General features: G+C 73.2%; 18 protein-coding genes. 8 read left to right on the top strand and 10 right to left on the bottom strand.

What is annotated here, in order from left to right:
• Positions 1–90: 90 nt before the first annotated feature.
• Positions 91–1,494 (top strand): glucuronate isomerase, encoded by a 1,404-nt coding sequence (gene uxaC / locus OHA72_RS32755; RefSeq protein WP_326999893.1) that lies wholly within the window; start codon positions 91–93, stop codon positions 1,492–1,494.
• On the opposite strand, the gene OHA72_RS32750 is transcribed toward uxaC, so the two are convergent.
• The 8 genes from OHA72_RS32750 to OHA72_RS32715 form a co-directional block, all read right to left on the bottom strand.
• The gene (locus OHA72_RS32750; protein ID WP_326999892.1) at positions 1,491–3,872 is read right to left on the bottom strand and encodes a DUF4132 domain-containing protein; all 2,382 of its coding nucleotides are present in this window, start codon (positions 3,870–3,872) and stop codon (positions 1,491–1,493) included. The two genes, uxaC and OHA72_RS32750, sit on opposite strands and share 4 nt — an antisense overlap.
• A complete protein-coding gene (locus OHA72_RS32745) occupies positions 3,869–4,255 on the bottom strand; it encodes a hypothetical protein (protein ID WP_326999891.1) in 387 nt (128 codons plus the stop codon). Before OHA72_RS32745 ends, OHA72_RS32750 begins: the two co-directional genes overlap by 4 nt.
• 98 nt (positions 4,256–4,353) lie before the next feature.
• Positions 4,354–5,346 (bottom strand): SMP-30/gluconolactonase/LRE family protein, encoded by a 993-nt coding sequence (locus OHA72_RS32740; protein WP_326999890.1) that lies wholly within the window; start codon positions 5,344–5,346, stop codon positions 4,354–4,356.
• A 55-nt stretch (positions 5,347–5,401) separates the two neighbouring features.
• Positions 5,402–6,496, bottom strand: a complete 1,095-nt coding sequence (locus OHA72_RS32735) for a VWA domain-containing protein (RefSeq protein ID WP_326999889.1) — start codon at positions 6,494–6,496, stop codon at positions 5,402–5,404.
• Entirely contained in the window at positions 6,496–7,455 is a 960-nt protein-coding gene (locus OHA72_RS32730; protein ID WP_326999888.1) for a VWA domain-containing protein, read from the bottom strand. The genes OHA72_RS32735 and OHA72_RS32730 overlap by 1 nt, the downstream gene beginning before the upstream one ends.
• On the bottom strand, positions 7,452–8,378 hold the full coding sequence (locus OHA72_RS32725; RefSeq protein WP_326999887.1) for a DUF58 domain-containing protein: 927 nt from the start codon (positions 8,376–8,378) through the stop codon (positions 7,452–7,454). Before OHA72_RS32725 ends, OHA72_RS32730 begins: the two co-directional genes overlap by 4 nt.
• Positions 8,379–8,380: 2 nt before the next feature.
• Positions 8,381–9,373, bottom strand: coding sequence for an AAA family ATPase (locus OHA72_RS32720; RefSeq protein WP_326999886.1), 993 nt, complete (start codon positions 9,371–9,373; stop codon positions 8,381–8,383).
• Positions 9,374–9,402: 29 nt separating this feature from the next.
• Positions 9,403–10,296 (bottom strand): S1C family serine protease, encoded by an 894-nt coding sequence (locus tag OHA72_RS32715; protein WP_326999885.1) that lies wholly within the window; start codon positions 10,294–10,296, stop codon positions 9,403–9,405.
• Between the two features lie 176 nt (positions 10,297–10,472).
• On the opposite strand from OHA72_RS32715, the gene OHA72_RS32710 reads away from it, so the two are divergent.
• The 7 genes from OHA72_RS32710 to OHA72_RS32680 all read left to right on the top strand — a co-directional run bounded on the left by OHA72_RS32710 (position 10,473) and on the right by OHA72_RS32680 (position 16,102).
• Positions 10,473–11,390, top strand: a complete 918-nt coding sequence (locus OHA72_RS32710) for an ABC transporter ATP-binding protein (RefSeq protein WP_326999884.1) — start codon at positions 10,473–10,475, stop codon at positions 11,388–11,390.
• A complete protein-coding gene (locus tag OHA72_RS32705; protein WP_326999883.1) occupies positions 11,387–12,226 on the top strand; it encodes an ABC-2 transporter permease in 840 nt (279 codons plus the stop codon). The genes OHA72_RS32710 and OHA72_RS32705 overlap by 4 nt, the downstream gene beginning before the upstream one ends.
• A gap of 40 nt (positions 12,227–12,266) precedes the next feature.
• The gene (locus tag OHA72_RS32700) at positions 12,267–13,502 is read left to right on the top strand and encodes a sensor histidine kinase (protein WP_326999882.1); all 1,236 of its coding nucleotides are present in this window, start codon (positions 12,267–12,269) and stop codon (positions 13,500–13,502) included.
• Complete coding sequence (locus OHA72_RS32695; protein WP_326999881.1) at positions 13,499–14,155, top strand: response regulator; 657 nt, start codon at positions 13,499–13,501, stop codon at positions 14,153–14,155. The genes OHA72_RS32700 and OHA72_RS32695 overlap by 4 nt, the downstream gene beginning before the upstream one ends.
• Before the next feature lie 76 nt (positions 14,156–14,231).
• Complete coding sequence (locus tag OHA72_RS32690; RefSeq protein WP_326999880.1) at positions 14,232–14,579, top strand: YciI family protein; 348 nt, start codon at positions 14,232–14,234, stop codon at positions 14,577–14,579.
• 4 nt (positions 14,580–14,583) lie between these two features.
• Positions 14,584–15,804 carry an RNA polymerase sigma factor gene (locus tag OHA72_RS32685; RefSeq protein ID WP_326999879.1) on the top strand — a complete coding sequence of 407 codons (1,221 nt, stop codon included), beginning with the start codon at positions 14,584–14,586 and terminating at the stop codon, positions 15,802–15,804.
• 1 nt (position 15,805) lies between these two features.
• On the top strand, positions 15,806–16,102 hold the full coding sequence (locus OHA72_RS32680; protein WP_326999878.1) for a hypothetical protein: 297 nt from the start codon (positions 15,806–15,808) through the stop codon (positions 16,100–16,102).
• 101 nt (positions 16,103–16,203) lie between these two features.
• Here OHA72_RS32680 and OHA72_RS32675 read toward each other — a convergent pair whose 3' ends face one another.
• Complete coding sequence (locus OHA72_RS32675; protein ID WP_326999877.1) at positions 16,204–16,611, bottom strand: ATP-binding protein; 408 nt, start codon at positions 16,609–16,611, stop codon at positions 16,204–16,206.
• Positions 16,612–16,708: 97 nt separating this feature from the next.
• Complete coding sequence (locus OHA72_RS32670; RefSeq protein WP_326999876.1) at positions 16,709–17,350, bottom strand: glycerophosphodiester phosphodiesterase; 642 nt, start codon at positions 17,348–17,350, stop codon at positions 16,709–16,711.
• Between the last annotated feature and the right edge of the window lie 22 nt (positions 17,351–17,372).

Genomic DNA, 17,372 nt, shown 5'->3' with positions numbered 1-17,372 from the left:
ATGATGTCAAGAGAAACCCTTGACGAGCTTCCATCATCAGCACACAGTGATGAGAACGTTTGTGGGATCAACCGCAAGGGAGTCATCACGGTGCCGCAGCTCCACCTCGATCCCGACCGCGCTCTGCCGCCGGACCCCGCGACCCGGGAGCTCGCCCGCACCGTCTACGCCGCGACCCGGTCGCTGCCGCTGGTCTGCATGCACGGGCACGTCGACGCCGCCCTGCTCGCCGACGACGCCCCGTTCGGCGATCCCGCCGGCCTCCTGATCACCCCGGATCACTACGTGACCCGGTTGATCCATGCCGCAGGGGTACCGCTGGAGGCGCTGGGCGTCGGAACGGACGCCTCGGATTCGCGGGCGATCTGGCGGACGTTCTGCGCCAACTGGCGGCTCTTCCGCGGCACCCCGTCGCGGTACTGGCTCACCCATGAGCTGGTCGAGGTCTTCGGCGTGGACACCGCGCCGTCCGCGGCCACCGCCGACCAGCTCTACGACGAGCTGACCGACCGCCTCGCCCGGCCCGAGTTCCGGCCCCGGGCCCTGTTCGAACGCTTCGGCATCGAGGTCCTCGCCACCACCGACTCGCCCCTCGACGACCTCGACGCGCACGCCCGCCTCGCCGCCGACGGCTGGGGCGAGCGGGTCATCCCGACGTTCCGCCCCGACGCCCTGGTCCATCCCGCCCGGCCGTCGTGGATCGCTGACGTGGCCGCCCTCGCGAAGCGCGCCGACGTCGCCACCGACGACTACGACGGCTATCTCGCGGCGCTGCGCGCCCGCCGGCAGGCGTTCATCGCCGCCGGCGCCCTGGCCACCGACCACGGCCACGAGTCCGCCGACACCACCCCGCTCAGCTTGGCCGACGCCCGCCGCATCTACGCCGCGGCCCTTGCCGGCCAGGTCACCTCGGCCGACGCCGCCGCGTTCGCCGGGCACATGCTGTACCAGATGGCGGCGATGTCCTGCGAGGACGGGCTCGTCATGCAGCTGCACCCCGGCGTGCTGCGCGACCACAACGACGAGGCGCTCCGGCTGTACGGGCCCGACCGCGGCTTCGACATCCCGGTCGCGGCCGAGTTCACCCGGTCGCTGCGGCCGCTGCTGCAGGCGTTCGGGCGGCACCCGGCGCTGCGCCTCATCCTGTTCACCGTCGACGAGACCGTCTACAGCCGCGAGCTGGCACCCCTCGCCGGCGTCTACCCGGCCGTGCGGCTCGGCGCGCCCTGGTGGTTCCTCGACAGCCCCGATGGCCTGCGCCGCTTCCGCGCCGCCGTGACGGAGACGGCGGGCTTCTACAACACCGCCGGCTTCGTCGACGACACCCGCGCGTTCGCGTCGATCCCGGCCCGCCACGACCTCGCCCGCCGCATCGACGCCGGCTACCTCGCTGGCCTGGTCGCCCAGGGCGCGCTGGATCTGGACGAGGCCGTGGAGACGGCGGTCGACCTCGCGTACACCATCCCCCGCGAGGTCTACTCCCGCCCGGCCTAGCCGAGCTGGTGGAGGATCGAGGGGTCTGTGATCTTGTGGTCGTCGGCCAGGAGCAGGGCCTTGGACAGCACGATGGCGAGCATGGTGTCGCCTTCGAACGGCAGGAAGCGCAGGCCTGTGGGTTTGGCGGTGCTGGACGGCACGATGCACAGGTAGCGGTCGTTGGGGGACATCAGGATGTTGCCGCTGCCGATGTGGATGCGGTACGTGTGCCGGCGGCCTTCCACGACGAGGTAGTGGCCGTCGAGCCTGGCGCGGTCGCGGATCTTCAGCTTGGGCAGCAGGTGCTCCAGGACCTGCCGGCGGACCTGGCCGTTGGCGGTCAGGTCGCCGAACGCGACCGAGCGCCAGTAGTCGAAGCGCGGATCGCCGGCGCCGCGGTCCGCCCAGGTCGGGTCGGTGGCGATGGACGTGACCCCGACGAACAGGTCGACGTCGCGCATCGCCTCGGAGAAGACCCGCACCGGCACCTCGGCCAGCGCGACGTCCTGCCGCGCCCGGCCGCGGCCCCGCTCGAAACGGACCCGATCGGTCGAGCAGAACTGCACAGGGTCGCCGCCGCCGTCCGCGGCCTGCTCGTGGTGGAACACGGCGGTCAGCCCGGCCGCGGGGAAGTCCCGTTTCGCCTCGCCGTCATAGCCGCCGTCCCAGCCGCCCAGGTAGTTGCTGCCCCAGCGGCGCTCCTTCATCAGCGCGTAGGCCTGCTGGTACCGCAGGATGTGCGCCGCGAACCGGTTTGAATACACGCTGGTCTGCTCTTCGGCCGGGGTCAGCAGGTACACCTCCCGGAACGCCTGCTTGAACGGCTGCGCGACCTCGTCGGCGAGGATGTGCTCGCGCCAGGCGCGGACCTCCTCGGGGTCGGCGTCCACCGGGTGCCAGAGCCGGATCCGCGACCCGGCGCCCGGCTCCACCGTCTCGCCGCCGGCGAGGGTGAAGCGTTCGTCCGCGTCCGGCAGGCCGGTGTACCGCCGCTCGCCGTCGCTGACCGTCCACAGCAGACGGTGGGCGAGGCTGCCGGTGACCGGATGGTCGATGTAGCGCTCCCGCCACGTCGGCAGGGGCCACTCGCGGTCCTCGATCAGCAGGTCCTCCAGCCGGACCCGCTCGTCGGCCAGGGCCTTCTTCAGGTCGGTGGTGGCTCGGCGCACCTCTGCGACGAGCTCCGCGCCGGCCGACGCCGGTGGCTTCGTCGAGGTCGTGCCGTCCTGCTCCCAGGTCACGCGGACCTTGGCCCGGTCGTCGACGGCGATGACGGCGATGACCGCGGTGCCGAGGCGCCGTTGCCGCTGCCGGTCGAGGCCGCAGTCGGGGATGGTCAGCTCGGTGAGCTCCGAGCGGCTGACGCCGGCGCCCGCCGCGGCCTCGTCGAGGGCGGCGGTGATCTGCTTGAGCTTCCCCCGGTGCCGGGTGCGGCGCTGCATCCGCACGAGCGCGGCGATCGCGGCGTCGTCGGCGCGCCGCCCCAGCACCGCGTAGCAGGCGTTGAGCGGCTTCGGCTCGTGCAGCGTCGGCTCCAGGGCCAGCACGAGCGGGACCAGCCACGCCTCGCCGGACACCTGCGCCGCCCACAGCAGCCCCCGCACCAGGTCGGCGTTGTCCTGGCAGACCCGCATGCCGTAGTCGCCGTGCCAGTAATGGACCGGCGCGGGCGCGCAGGTGTGGGCGAGGTGGAGCAAGGCGTGCAGCAGGGTGACGAGATCGGGCCGGCCGTCCAGCAGCTCGCCGGTCCGCTGCAGCCAGGTCTTCGTCGGCCGCGGGCCGGACGTCACGGTCAGTGCGTGATCCAGCAGCTCGCCGAGCGTGTCGGCGCCGGGCCGCGCCGGCCGCAGGTATTCGACCGCTGCGCGGCTCCAGCCGTCCTCGACCCGGATCCGCCCGGCCCAGGTGGTGGCGCCGCCGTCGGCGGTGTCCGCGTTGTCCGCGAGCAGGATCAGCCGCCGCAGCAGCTGCGCCCGCTCCGCCACGTTGCGCAAGGCGGGCGGGTCGACCAGCTTCTGCGCCCGCCGGAACTGCTCCACGAGCCGGCTCCGACCGGCCAGGTCCAGCGCTTCGGCGGCGCCGGTGGCGATGCGCAGCACGGTCGCGGTCGACTGCTCCGCCGCCCGATGGGCGAGGTCGAACAGCAGCTCGACGTCGCTCACCGTCCACGCCGGCCGGCGGTTGGCCAGGGCGGGGAAGAGGCGGGCCGCTTCCCACGACCAGCCACGGTGGTCCGACGCCCATTCGGCCAGCGCGACGGTGACCGAGCGGACCTGCGCGTCGTCGAGATCCGGCAGCACCCGCCGGTGGAAGTGCTCGACGGCGTCGGCGTCGAGCTCCGTCGGGAGCACCTGCGCGGCCCGCCCCCGGTGCGTGGCCAGAGTTTCGGCGGTCATCCGCCGACCAGCTGCACCAGGCGGACGAAGGCCACGCGCGACGCCTCGTCGAGGGTCAGCTCCTCGTCGAGGTCCTCGACCTGCCGGTCGCCGACGAGCACGAAGAACGCGTTGCGGCCGAACGCGGTCACCGCCGCGTCGGCCTGCTGCTCCCAGTCGATCCGGGCCGGGACCGGCATGAGATACCCGTTGAGGTCCGCCTCGGCCGCCGTCGGGCGGACCAGCCCGTGGAAGCGCTCGACCGGCCGGGCGTTGAACCGCGCGACCTCCTCCCGCACCCGCAGCCGGATCAGCTCACGCAACCGCACCGGCCCGGAGACGTCCAGCTCCAGGGCACCGATGACCCGCCCCGTGGCCGTCTCGTCATGGATCTTCACGCGCACGGACCGGAGCCTAGGCCACACCGCCGATCCGTGTCACCCGTGTGGTAGCTGCCGCCCGCATCAGCTGATCAGGTGGCCGAGGTCGTCTTGGACCCGGCTCATCCTGCGCTGAGCCGGAGCACCGCGATGGAGTCCTGGGTGAGGCTGCCGGCCACGACGGTCCCGTGGCGTTCGGCGACCGAGGTGACGAAGCCGTAGGAGCCGTCGCTGGTGCGCAGGTCGTGGACCAGGCCGCCGTCGAGGTCGAAGGCCATGACCCAGGCGACCGGCGTCGCCTTGGGCCGCAGCGCGGCGGGCAGGTTCCACACCAGGAGCCGCAGCACGCCGGGCAGCGGCAGCAGCCGGTCGAGCAGCGCGTTGCGCGGGGCGGCGATCGCGACCCACAGCAGGCCGTCGGTGCCGAGGCTCATGTTGTCGGGGAATCCGGCGAGGTTCTCCACCAGGGCCTCGACGGTGCCTGCCTTCGGGCCGCTCAGCCAGTACCGCGAGATCCGGTATCCGGCGGTCTCCGCGTACAGCAGGTGGGTGCCGTCGGGCGCCAGGACGAGCCCGTTGGCGAACTTCAGGTCGTCCAGCAGGGTGGTGACGGTGCCGTCGGGGTCGCGGCGGATGAGCCGGCCGGTGCACGTGTGCTCGAACATGTCGCCGAGGTGGTGTTCGAGGCTCCACCGCTTCGTCGACGTGGTGAACCAGATGGTCCCGTCGGGGCCCTGCACGACGTTGCTGGCGAACGTCAGCGGCTCCCCGTCGACGGCGTCGAGCAGGACCTCGACGGTGCCGTCCGGCGCCACCCGCAGCAGGCCGCGGTCGTGGTCGCAGATCAGGACGCCGCCGTCGGCGCACGGCTGCACACCCAGGGGCCGGCCGCCGGTGTCGCCGGCGACCGTGTGCCCGCCGGCCGGGCCGAGGCGCAGGACCCGCCCGTCGCCGAGGCCGGTGACCACGCTGCCGTCCGCGTCGAACATGACGTCCTCGGGCCCGTGCCCGCCGGTCGGGAGCAGCCGGTCCACGACGAACGGCGCGGTCGGACCGGCGTCGGGCGCTGCGACCGGCGGTGTCCAGCGGCGCGGCGTGAGACGGCGACGGGCCATGATGACTCCCTACCCCGGCGGTACGCGAGGCGACAGCGTACCGCCGGGACCGCCGCTACGGTCCCGCCGCGGTCGGGCGTTGCGACGGGGGGCTGGCGGTGGCCGGCAGCCGGGTCCGGTTCCACCACTGCGCGAGCCCGACGGCGAGCAGGACCAGCGCCGCACCCACCAGGGCGAACCATGACGTCAGCTCGGTCTTCTTCCGCTGCAGCGTCACCTGGCTCGGCAGGTCCCGCAGCACGTCACCGAGCGACTCGGCGTCCTCGGCCTTGAAGTACTTGCCGCCGGTGGTGTCGGCGACCTTCGTCAGCGTCGCCTCGTCCATGTCCTGGAACCGGCCGCGGCCGCCGAACTGGCCGCCGGGGCCGCCGCGGAACTGGGTGCCGCCGCTGATCTGGTCGCTGGAGCAGACCATGGGGGACGGGTTGGCGGTGCCGAAGCCGATCGTGTAGACCCGCAGGCGGCGGGCCTCGGCGGCGGCCGCGGCCGTCATCGGGTCGACGCCGTCGGTGTTGCGGCCGTCGGTGAGCACCACGATCGTGTCGGGCTCGTACTCGCCGGTCACGGTGCCGTCGTCGGGGACCTCGACGCCGGTCGGCGGCACGTCGGGGTTGATCTCGGCGATCGCGTCGATGGAGGCGAGGATGGCCAGGCCGATCGCGGTGCCCCGGGAGGTCCGCAGGCCGTCGATCGCGTCCAGGAGCTGCTTGCTGTCGGTCGTCGGCGGCACGATCAGCCCCGCGATGCCGGAGAACGCGACCAGGCCGATCTTCTGGTTGCCGTCGTGGTCCTTGATGAACTCGCGGGCCGCCTTCTGCGCGGCGGTCAGCCGGTTCGGTGACACGTCGGTGGAGCACATCGAGCCCGACACGTCCATCGCCAGGATGATCGTCGCGGCGCTGTCGGGCACCACCACCGACGCCTCCGGCCGCGCCGCGGCGGTGCCGGTGACGAGCAGGCCGGCGGCGAACAGCCACAGCGGGATCCGGCGCTTCCACGACGTGCGGCCCGGCAGCGCCGCGCGGATCAGCGCGACGCTGGGCAGCCGCACCGCGGCGCGGCGTTTGCGGCGGCGCGTCCACCAGCGCACGGCGAGGAGCAACGGGAACGCCAGCAGCGCGACGAGGGCCCACGGCCAGTGCAGCGACATCAGAGGATCCGTCCGAACCAGGTGGTCATCAGTATGCCCCCGATGGTGAGCAGCAGCACGGCGATCACGGCGGCGGCGCCGGTCAGCTCGACCGGCTTCACCTGGGTGGTGAGCCGCAGGTCCAACGCGGAGTAGATGTCGTGCAACGCCTCGATGTTCTCGGCGCGGTGATAGGAGCCGGTCGTGGTCTGCGCGACCTCGGTCAGCAGCTCCTCGTCCAGTGACGTCGCCACCTGGTAGCCGTCGATCTCGACGGTGGCGCCCTCCACGGTGCCGACGCCGACGGTCTCGATGTGCACGCCGGCCGTGGCGGCGAGCTGGGCGGCGGCCACGGCGTCGGGCCCGCCGGTGTCCTCACCGTCGGACAGCAGCACGATCGTGGCGTTGCCCCAGTACCCGAGGTCCGCGGCCGGCTGGCCGTCCTCCGGCAGCTGCGCCGGCTTTCCGGCGATCACGGTGAGCGAGGCGAGGATCGCCTGGCCGAGCGAGGTGCCGCCGTTGATCTGGAGGCGTTTGATCGCCGCGACCGTCGCGGCGTGGTCCTCGGACGGCTGCTGGGTGGTGAGCGCGCCCTGGTCGAAGGCGACCACGCCGATGCTCACGCTGTCCGGCTGCGCCTCGGCGAACTCGATCGCGGCCTGCTGCGCCGCGGCGAGCCTGGACGGTGCGACGTCGTCGGCGGCCATGCTGTTGGACACGTCGAAGGCGAGAATGACGGTGCCGGCGGCCCTGGCGACCGGCAGGTCGGCCTGCGGCCGGGCGATCGACAGCAGCAGCAGCGTCAGTGCGGCAAGAAACAGGACGGGCGGCAGGTGCCGGCGGATCCCGTCCTTGTCCGTGGCCAGTCCCGCGGCGGCCAGGGCGCGGGACCGCTGCCGTTGCAGCCACCAGTACCCCACCGCCACCGCCACCGCGACGACGACCCCGACGGCCAGGAGCATCGGATGCTGGAAGCTCATGCTCTACGCCTTTTCGACCAGCGGACCATCTCGACGAGGGCGAGGAGCGGGTCCTGGTCGGTGGAGACGCGGTGCGGCGTCACCCTGGCCCGGCGCATCGCGGCCGCGAGCGCGGCCTCACGCCCGTCGACCTGCTCGCGCAGCCGCTGCTGGAAGATCGGGTCGCTGGTGTCGACGAGGACCTGCTCGCCGGTCTCGGCGTCCTCGACCAGGACCAGACCCAGGTCGGGCAGGTCCAGCTCCATGGGGTCGACGACCCGGATCGCGACGACCTCGTGCCGGTGGGTGAGCCGCAACAGCGAGTCCTCCCAGCCGACCGCGTCACCATCGTCGCCGCTCAGGAAGTCGGAGATCACGAACACCAGGCTGCGCCGGCGGGCCTGGGACGCGGCCAGCCGCAGCATCGCGTCGACGTCGGTGGCCGTGCCCGGTGTGCCCTTCCGGGACGCGAGGGCCTCGGTCGCCTTGCCGATCTCGTGGGCGAGGCGCAGCACGTGGGTACGGCCGGTGCGGGCCGGCACCACGCGCTGCAGGCCGTTGTCGTAGAGCACCGCACCGATCCGGTTGCCGCCCTGCGTGAAGAGCCGGGCCAGGCACACGGCGAGTTCGGTAAGCAGACCGTCCTTGCCGCGGCCCTCCTGCGAGGCACCGCCGAACCGCATCGACGCCGACAGGTCCAGCACCAGCCAGGCGGTGAGCTCCCGGTCCTCGGTGTACTGCCGCACGTACGGCTCGTCCAGGCGGGCCGTCACGTTCCAGTCGATGTGGCGGACGTCGTCCTCGTGCGTGTACTCCCGCAGGTCGGCGAAGTCGATGCCACTGCCGCGGAACACGGTGCGGTAGGCGCCCTGCAGCTGCCCGTCGAGCCTGCGGATCACCTGCCACTCCAGGCGCCGCAGCAGGCGGTCGGGTGCGCTCGCCACGGTCAGCGGCTTCCGCTGCTGACCGGGACCGGCACGGGCAGCGCCGCCAGGACCCGGGTGAGGATCGTGTCGGCGGTGACGTCGTCGGACAGCGCCTCGTAGGACAGCACCAGCCGGTGCCGGAAGATGTCGAGGGCGAGCTCGGTGAGGTCACGCGGGATCACGTAGTCGCGGCCGCGGATGAACGCCAGGGCCCGCGCGGCGAGGACGAGGTTGATCGAGGCACGAGGGCTGGCCCCGAAGCTGATGTACCTGGCGAGGTCGCCCTGCCCGACCTCCTCCGGCCGGCGGGTCGCGTTGGCCAGGCGGACCGAGTACTCGATCAGCGACGGGTCGACGTAGACCTGCTCGACCTGGCCCTGCATCTTGATGAGCCGCTCCGGGTCGACGATCGCCTGCAGCAGCGGCAGCGGCGAGATCGCCCGCTCGACGATGACGAACTCCTCCGTCGGGCTGGGATAGCCGACGACGACCTTCATCATGAACCGGTCGACCTGCGCCTCCGGCAGCGGATACGTGCCCTCGGACTCGATCGGGTTCTGCGTGGCCATGACCAGGAACGGGCGCGGGATGTGGTGGGTCTCCCGGCCGATGGTCACCTGCTGCTCCTGCATGACCTCCAGCAGCGCGCTCTGCACCTTCGCCGGTGCCCGGTTGATCTCGTCGGCGAGCAGCAGGTTGGTGAAGACCGGCCCGAGCGACACCTGGAACTCGCCGCTGAGCTGGTGGTAGACGCGGGTACCGACGATGTCGGCCGGCACCAGGTCGGGCGTGAACTGGACGCGGTGGAACTGCCCGCCGATGGCCGCTGCCAGGGCCTTGACGGCGAGGGTCTTGGCCAGGCCGGGGACACCCTCGACGAGGATGTGCCCGCGGGACAGCAGCGCGACCATCAGCCGCTCCAGCAGCGCGTCCTGACCGACGATGGTCTTCTTGACCTCGTACAGGACCTGCTCGACGGCGCCGGTGGTGCCATTTTCGGATGGTGTGTCCACGTATCGTCCTTACGTCTGCGAGCGGGTGCTTACTGCTGTGGTGCCTGGTCTCCGCCGCCGGCGCCGAGGGCGGCGCCGATCGGGACGGCGAAGCCCACGCCGACGAACGTGCCGGCGGACGTCGGGTTGGCCAGGGCCACGACGATCGCGATCGTCTCGCCCCTGGCGTTGACCAGCGGCCCGCCGGAGCTGCCGGGGTTGACCGCGGCATCGAACTGGATGAGGCCGGTGAGCTTGGTGCCGTCGGGGTTCGTCGCGGTGCGGTCCAGACCGGAGATGACGCCGGCGGTGGCGCTGCTGGTCAGCCCGAGCTGGTTGCCGACGGCGACGACGGTGTTGCCGACGGCGAGGCGGTCGGAGTTGCCGATGACGGCGGGCACGAGCACGTCGGGCAGCGCCTCGGGGGCGAGCGCGGCGATGTCCATCGCCGGGTCGGCCTGGGCGACCTTCGCCGCGGCCTGGGTGCCGTCGGCGAACACGACCCGGATGCTGCCGGCACCCGCCACCACGTGATTGGCGGTCAGGATGATCCCCTCGGCGCTGGCGACGACCCCGGTGCCGGTCGCGGCGACCTTGTCCCCGTCGAGGGCCTGGATGGTGACGACCGACGGTGCCACGGAGGCGTAGATCTGCGCGATCGTCGGCGGCCCCGATCTCGACGGCGACGGCGACGCCGACGGCCGCGCGCTCGCCGCCCCGGATCCGCCGCCACCCGCGCGGAAGGCTATGAACGCGGTCAGCGCCAGGGCCAGCACGACGGCGACGCCGAGCAGCACACCCCGCCGGGGCGCGGCGAACCGGGGCAGTTGCGGCCACTGCCGGGACGGCCGGGGCGGATCGCCGTTGGCGAGCACGTCGCCTTGGACGTCGAAGTCGACCTGCAGGTCGCGTGGTGCCTCCGGGGGCCTCCCGTTCGGGCGCATGGTCCTAACGTAACCGCGCTTCCTGGGAGTCAGGTAAGAACTTTCTGCCAGTCCCGCGCCGGTACCGCGGTACCACTCCCGCGCCGAAGATCGCACCGCGGTACCACGGCCCGGCCCGCCGCCGCACCTAGCGTTCTGGGTGCAAGGTCCGGCACCGCATTTGACGAGGGGCGACGATGATCGAGGCACGGCAGCTGACGAAACGGTACGGCGACAAGACGGCCGTGGACGGCGTGGACTTCACGGTCCGCCCGGGCGCGGTCACGGGCTTCCTCGGGCCGAACGGCGCGGGCAAGTCCACCACGATGCGGATGATCGTCGGGCTGGACGCGCCGACGTCGGGTTCGGTGACCGTCAACGGCCGCCGGTACGCCCGGCACGCCGCGCCCCTGCGGGAGGTCGGCGCGCTGCTGGAGGCCCGCTCGATCCACCCGGGGCGCTCCGCGTCCGACCACCTGATGGTCCTCGCGCACACCCACGGCATCCCCCGCGCCAGGGTGTCGGAGGTCATCGAGCTGACCGGCCTGCAGTCGGTTGCCCGCAAGCGGGCCGGCGCGTTCTCCCTCGGCATGGGCCAGCGCCTCGGCATCGCGGCGGCGCTGCTCGGCGACCCGCAGACGGTCATGCTCGACGAGCCCGTCAACGGCCTGGACCCGGAGGGCGTGCTGTGGATCCGGCAGCTGCTCACGGGGCTGGCCGCCGAGGGGCGCACCGTCTTCCTCTCCTCGCACCTGATGAGCGAAATGGCCCTCGTCGCGGACCACCTCATCATCGTCGGCCGCGGCCGGGTCCTCGCCGACACGACCGTGCAGGACCTGGTCCGCGACGCCGGCGGCGACAGCGTCGTCGTCGCCAGCGCCGACCCCGCCCGGCTGCGGCAGGTCCTGGCCGGGCCGGGCGTCGAGGTCACCGGCCGGCCCGGGTCGGAGCAGCTGCAGGTGACCGGGCTGCCGGCCCGCGAGATCGGGCTGCGGGCCGCCGCGCACGGCATCGCCCTGTACGAGCTCACCGGCAAGGCGGTCTCCCTCGAGGAGGCCTTCATGGAACTGACCAAGGACGCCGTCGAGTACCACACCTCTGCGAGGGCAGCATGACGATCACCGAAACCCGGCCCGCGCCCGTGCGGGCGCCGCTCCCCGCCGGTCTCAAGGTCACCGGGCGGCGGGTCGCCCGCGCCGAGTGGGCGAAGCTGTGGTCGCTGCGCTCGACCTGGATCACCCTCGGGATCGCGCTGCTGCTCCTGCTCGCGATCGGTGCCATCGCCGCGCTGCAGTTCAAGTCCAGCACCACCTCCGGCAAGCCGGTCGACGACGACCTCGTCGGCGCGACCACGCACAGTCTCGCGCTGTTCGGGGTGCCGTTCGCGCTGATCGCGCTCGGTGTCCTCGGCGTCCTGACGACCTCCGGCGAGTACACCACCGGCATGATCCGCTCCACGCTCGCGGCCGTGCCGCGCCGGCTGCCGGTGCTGTGGGCCAAGGCCGCCGTGTACGGCGCGGTCGCCTTCACCGTCGGCGTCGTCGGCGTGTTCGCCTCCTTCGCCGTCGCCGGTGCCGTCCTGTCCGGGACCGACGCCGGGATGAGCTTCTCCGACGACGGGGTCGTGGCGAGCCTGTTCGGGGTCGGGCTGTACCTGGGGCTGGTCGGCGTCATCGGGGTCGCGCTCGGCGCACTGCTGCGCTCCTCCGCCGGCGGGATCTCCGCGCTGGTCGGCATGTTCCTGCTGGTGCCGGGGCTGATGTCGCTGCTGCCGAGATCGTGGCGGACCGAGGTCACCCCGTACCTGCCCGGCAACGCCGGCGAGTCGATCTACGCGCTGCACCACGCGGCGGGGTCGCTGTCGACGGGCGAGGGCATGCTGGTCCTGCTCGGCTGGACCGCCCTGGCCCTCGGCGGCGCCGCGTACCGGCTCAAGCGCGCCGACGCCTGATTCCTGGTCGTCGAGGGCATCGGACCAGGAGGATGAACCGGTGAGCACTCAGGACGTCGGGCACCCGTGGGCCGCCCAGGTGCTGCGCCTCACGCACCGCGTGCGGCAGTGGGACCTGCGGCACCGCTGGGTGCTCGACGCCGGCGGGGTGCTGCTGATCTTCCTGATGTTCGGCGCCCCCGACATCGGCGACCACCAGGACGGCGACGGGCCGCCGATCGCGTGGACCGACCGCTCCCTGCCCGAGATGCTGCTGCTGCAGGCCACGCTGCTGCTGCCGCTGTACTGGCGTCGCCGGGCCCCGTTCGTCGCGTTCCACGCCGTCATCGCGGTCTTCATCGTGCAGTGGGCGGCCGGGATCATGTTCCGCGCCGACGTCGCCGTGCTCGTCGCGCTGTACAACCTGGTGCTGCACGGATCCCTGCGCCGGCTGCCGCGGGCCGCGCCGGCCCTGATCGCGGCGTACGTGGTGGTCGTGGTGCGGCTGTCGGGCACGATCGGGGTCTGGGACGCCATGTTCGGTCTCGCCGTCTTCGGCACCGCCGCGATCGCCCTCGGCCTCGCGGTGCGGCTGCGCCGCGCGCAGCTGGCCGCGCTGCGGGACCGGGCCGTGCAGCTGGAGATCGAACGCGACCAGCGCAGCCGGCTCGCCGCGGCCACCGAACGCACCCGCGTCGCCCGCGAGATGCACGACATCGTCGGGCACAGCCTGTCCGTCATCGTGACCCTCGCCGACGGCGGCGCATACGCCGCGGACACCGCGCCCGCCCGCAGCAAGGAGGCGCTCCAGCTCATCGGCGACACCGGCCGCCGGTCCCTGGCGGAGCTGCGCCGCATGCTCGGGGTGCTGCGCGAGCAGACCGACGAGCCCGATCTCAGCCCGCAGCCCGGCCTCGCCGACCTCGACCCGCTGTGCCAGCGGGTCCGTGCCGCCGGGCCGCAGGTCGAGTACCACAGCAGCGGGGACCTCGACGCGCTGGACGCGGGCGTGCAGCTGGCCGCCTACCGGATCGTGCAGGAGGCGCTCACGAACACGCTCAAGCACGCCGGGCCGCGCACCCGGGTACACCTGGCGCTGCGGATCGACGGCACCCGGCTGCGGATCGCGGTCCGCGACAACGGCCTGCCCGCCCGCCCCGGCGCCCCCGGTCACGGCCTGATCGGGATGCGGGAACGCGCGGCGATGTACGACGGGACCGTCACCGCCGGGCCCGCCCCCGGGGGAGGATGGAGCGTCGAGGCCGACCTGTCCCTCAGCGAAAGCGACCCGGCATGATCACCGTGCTCATCGTGGACGACCAGCCGCTGCAACGGCTCGGCTTCCGCATGCTGCTGGAGAGCAACCCGGACACCGAAGTCGTCGGCGAGGCCGGCAACGGCACCGAGGCGGTGCGACGCACCACCGACCTGCACCCCGACGTGGTCCTGATGGACGTGCGGATGCCCGGCATGGACGGCATCGAGGCGACCCGGCGCATCGTGGAGGCCGGCGGCCGCTCCCGCATCCTCATGCTCACCACGTTCGACCTCGACGAGTACGCGCACGCGGCGCTGCGGGCCGGCGCCAGCGGCTTCCTGCTCAAGGACGCCCACCCGGAGGAGCTCCTCGCGGGCATCCGCGCGGTCGCGGGCGGCGACGCGGTCATCGCACCGGCCCTGACCCGGCGGCTGCTGGACACATTCGCGCACCAGCTCGGCGGCGCGCCCGCGGTGACCGACCCGCGCCTGGCCACCCTCACCGACCGGGAGCGCGAGATCCTCGTCGCGATCGGCAACGGCTGGACCAACGGCGAGATCGCCGAGCGGCTCGTGCTGTCCGAGTCGACGGTCAAGACGCACGTCGGCCGGGTCCTGGCGAAGGTCGGCGCCCGCGACCGTATCCAGGCCGTCATCTTCGCCTACGATCTCGGGCTCACCCGCCCGCGCTGACATGTCCTTTTCCGGCCCCTGCCGATCGTTGCATGGTTGAGGGGCCACCCCGGTCCCGCGGAAAGGAGCACCTGCGATGCCGCAGTACCTCGCACTCACCTACACGGCCGACGTCGACTGGTGGGCCCCGGAGCAGGCCGCCGAACTCGCCGAATACCGGCAGTTCGCGGTCGATCACGCCGGCAGCCTCCGGGCGAGCGCCGTGCTGCACCCGACCGCCACCGCCACCGTCGTCCGCGTCGAGGGCGCCCGCGGCGGGAAGATCGTCACGACCGACGGGCCCTACGCCGAGACCAAGGAGGCGCTGACCGGGTACTACCTCATCGAGGCCGCCGACCTGGACCAGGCGGTCACGATCGCCGCCCAGATCCCCGCGGCGTGGGGCGGCGCCGTCGAGGTCCGCCCGGTCATCGCGGTCAGGTAGGGCGTTGTACGACATCGTCGCCGACACGGTCCGGATCGAGGGGGCCCGGATCCTCGCGACCCTCATCCGGACCGTCGGCGACGTGCAGATCGCCGAGGACGCCGTGCAGGAGGCGGTCATCGCGGCGCTGGACGCGTGGCCGGTGACCGGGGTGCCGCCGCAGCCGCGCGCCTGGCTCACCGTCACCGCGCGCCGCAAGGCCATCGACATCCTGCGCCGTGAGCGCGCCCGCCGGGGCAAGGAGGAGGAAGGCACCCGGATGATCGACCTGGCCCGCGCCGACCTGCCCTCCGACGCCGTCGTCCACGACGACCTGCTGCGCCTGATCTTCACCTGCTGCCACCCGACGCTGTCCCCGCCGACCCAGGTCGCCCTCGCCCTGCGGACCCTGTGCGGCCTGTCCCCCGCGCAGATCGCCGGCGTGCTGCTCACCACGGAGGCCGCCACCGAGAAGCGCCTCACGCGGGCGCGGCAGAAGATCGCGGCGGCGCACATCCCGTACCGGGTGCCGCCGGTCGACGAGCTGCCCGACCGGCTACCCGCCGTCTGCGGCGTGATCCACAGCCTCTACACCGCCGGCCACGCCCCGGTCGACGGCGCCGCGGTGTTCGACGTCGACGCGTGCGCCGAGGCGGTCCGGCTCGCCTCGCTCCTGCACGAGCTGCTGCCCGACCAGCCCACCGCCACCGCCGTGCTGGCGCTGCTGCTGCTCACCGAGGCCCGCCGCCCGGCCCGCCTGGACGCCTCCGGGGCGGTCGTCACCCTCGACCGCCAGGACCGCGACCGCTGGGACCGTGCCGCGATCAACCGCGGCATCGCCCTGCTCAACGCGTCCCTGGAAGCCTCCGACCGGCGCGCCGACGCGTACCAGCTGCAGGCCGCGATCGCCGCGGAGCACGCCCGTGCGGCGTCGTACGACGGCACCGACTGGCCGGAGATCGTCCGGCTGTACGACCTGCTCATGTCCGTCGCGCCGAGCCCGGCCGCGGGGCTGGCCCGTGCGGTGGCCGCCGCGGAGGCGAGCGGGACCGCCACCGGCCTGGCGCTGCTCGCCGACCTGCCGCCGAGCCCCCGCTGGCACGCGGTCCGCGCGGACCTGCTCGCCCGGGCGGGCCGCTACGCCGAGGCCGTGCAGGCGCTCACCGCGTCGCTGTCCGGCGCCGCGACCGACTCGGAGCGCCGCCACCGCTCGCAGCGCCTCGCCGAGCTGCGAAGGCTGGCCTGACGTGCACCCCGTCTTCGACGCGGTGCTCCGCCTGCATCCGGGCGACGAGGTGGGCCGGATGCTGCGGTCCCCCGGCCTGAAAACCGGCGGCCGGTGCTATGCGTTCACCTCCGGCGACGACATGATCGTGAAACTGCCGGCCGCGCGGGTCGCGGAGCTCGTCGCCGCCGGCGTCGGCCTGCCGTGCTCCCCGCGCCCCGGCCGGCCGATGCGCGAGTGGGTCCGGCTCCCGGCGCAGGACTGTCTCGCCCACGTCCTGGACGCCCGCGCCTTCGTCGCCGTCACGCCGCCGCGGTGATGGCGATCGTCAGCGTGATGCGGGTGCCGGTCACGACCCGGTGGTGGACCACCTGGTCGCAGAGCATGTGCGCCAGGTGCAGGCCGCGGCCGCGCTCGTCGTCACGCCGCGGCGGTGATGGCGATCGTGAGCGTGATGCGGGTGCCGGTCACGACCCGGTGGTGCACCACCTGGTCGCAGAGCATGTGCGCCAGATGCAGGCCGCGGCCGCGCTCGTCCGTCGGGGCCGCGAGGTGCGTGCCGTCGGCGCCGGGCGGCAGGCCGGGACCCTCGTCACAGATGTCGCAGTCCAGGAGGTCGCCCTCGTGGCGGAGCTCGATCATGCCGGAGCCGCCGCCGTGCTCGACGGCGTTGGCGAGGATCTCCGCGACGGCGATGAGGAAGCCGTCCGCGCGGCGCCCGGACAGCCCCGCCAGGTGCAGCTGCCGCAGGACCCGCCGGCGGACCACGCCGAGGCTCGCGGCGTCGAAACTGGACCGATAGAGCAACCGGGCCCTGCGGATGTGCACAGCCTTCTCCCGGGACCTTCGACAGGTTCGCCACCGGGGTCTGGGACGGCGCGGAGTCGACCATGTCCGCTCCGTCAGGCCACGGTACCCGATCCCGCTACGCGGGCGCCACGCTGCGCAGCAGCGGCAGGTTCTTGCTGATGATGCCGGACACACCCAGCGCCCGGGCCTGCGCCAGCTCCGCCTCGGTGTCGACCGACCACACCATGACCAGGCCGGTGTGCTCGTGCAGCTCGGCGACCACGGCCGGGGTGAGCAGGCTGAGGCGGATGGACAGCCCGGCCACCTTCTGCCGGCGGACCAGCTGCCGCACCTGGTCGAGCTGCCGCCGGTTGCCCGCCGAGTAGACCCGGCGGATGTGCGGCTGGTCCTCGAACGCGGCGAGCATCCCCCAGTCGCGCGAGCACACCGTCACCGGCACGCCCGGCGCGGCCTCCCGCAGCGCCGCCGCGGTCAGCGGCGCGACGCCCTGGAACGGTCCCTTGAGGTCGAGCATCAGCCGCGAGTCCCCCGCGGCCGTGGTCAGGACGTCGGCCAGCAGCGGCACCGACATGTCGCGCCGCCGGGTGACGTCGCGCCACGGCTCCCAGAGCAGCCGCGGGCCGATCGCCTTCGCGTGCCGCATCTCCAGGGCACCCCGATACAGCCGGACGTCGGCCTCGACCAGATCGACGCCGGCATCGAGGGCGGCCCGCAGGTCCGCGAGCGCGTTGCCAGCGCGGTGAGCGACCAGGATCACCGGATCACCATAGCTGGTGCAA

Source organism: Dactylosporangium sp. NBC_01737 (genome assembly GCF_035963215.1).
Taxonomy (GTDB): domain Bacteria; phylum Actinomycetota; class Actinomycetes; order Mycobacteriales; family Micromonosporaceae; genus Dactylosporangium.
Note: the sequence above shows the minus strand (reverse complement) of the source record. Positions and strands in the feature narration are given on the sequence as shown.

Bases quoted from the DNA above. Each gene is read 5' to 3' on its own strand.
- OHA72_RS32750 (WP_326999892.1), bottom strand. From the start codon at position 3,872: ATGACCGCCGAAACTCTGGCCACGCACCGGGGGCGGGCCGCGCAGGTG.
- OHA72_RS32740 (WP_326999890.1), bottom strand. From the start codon at position 5,346: ATGGCCCGTCGCCGTCTCACGCCGCGCCGCTGGACACCGCCGGTCGCA.
- OHA72_RS32735 (WP_326999889.1), bottom strand. From the start codon at position 6,496: ATGTCGCTGCACTGGCCGTGGGCCCTCGTCGCGCTGCTGGCGTTCCCG.
- OHA72_RS32730 (WP_326999888.1), bottom strand. From the start codon at position 7,455: ATGAGCTTCCAGCATCCGATGCTCCTGGCCGTCGGGGTCGTCGTCGCG.
- OHA72_RS32715 (WP_326999885.1), bottom strand. From the start codon at position 10,296: ATGCGCCCGAACGGGAGGCCCCCGGAGGCACCACGCGACCTGCAGGTC.
- OHA72_RS32710 (WP_326999884.1), top strand. From the start codon at position 10,473: ATGATCGAGGCACGGCAGCTGACGAAACGGTACGGCGACAAGACGGCC.
- OHA72_RS32705 (WP_326999883.1), top strand. From the start codon at position 11,387: ATGACGATCACCGAAACCCGGCCCGCGCCCGTGCGGGCGCCGCTCCCC.
- OHA72_RS32695 (WP_326999881.1), top strand. From the start codon at position 13,499: ATGATCACCGTGCTCATCGTGGACGACCAGCCGCTGCAACGGCTCGGC.
- OHA72_RS32690 (WP_326999880.1), top strand. From the start codon at position 14,232: ATGCCGCAGTACCTCGCACTCACCTACACGGCCGACGTCGACTGGTGG.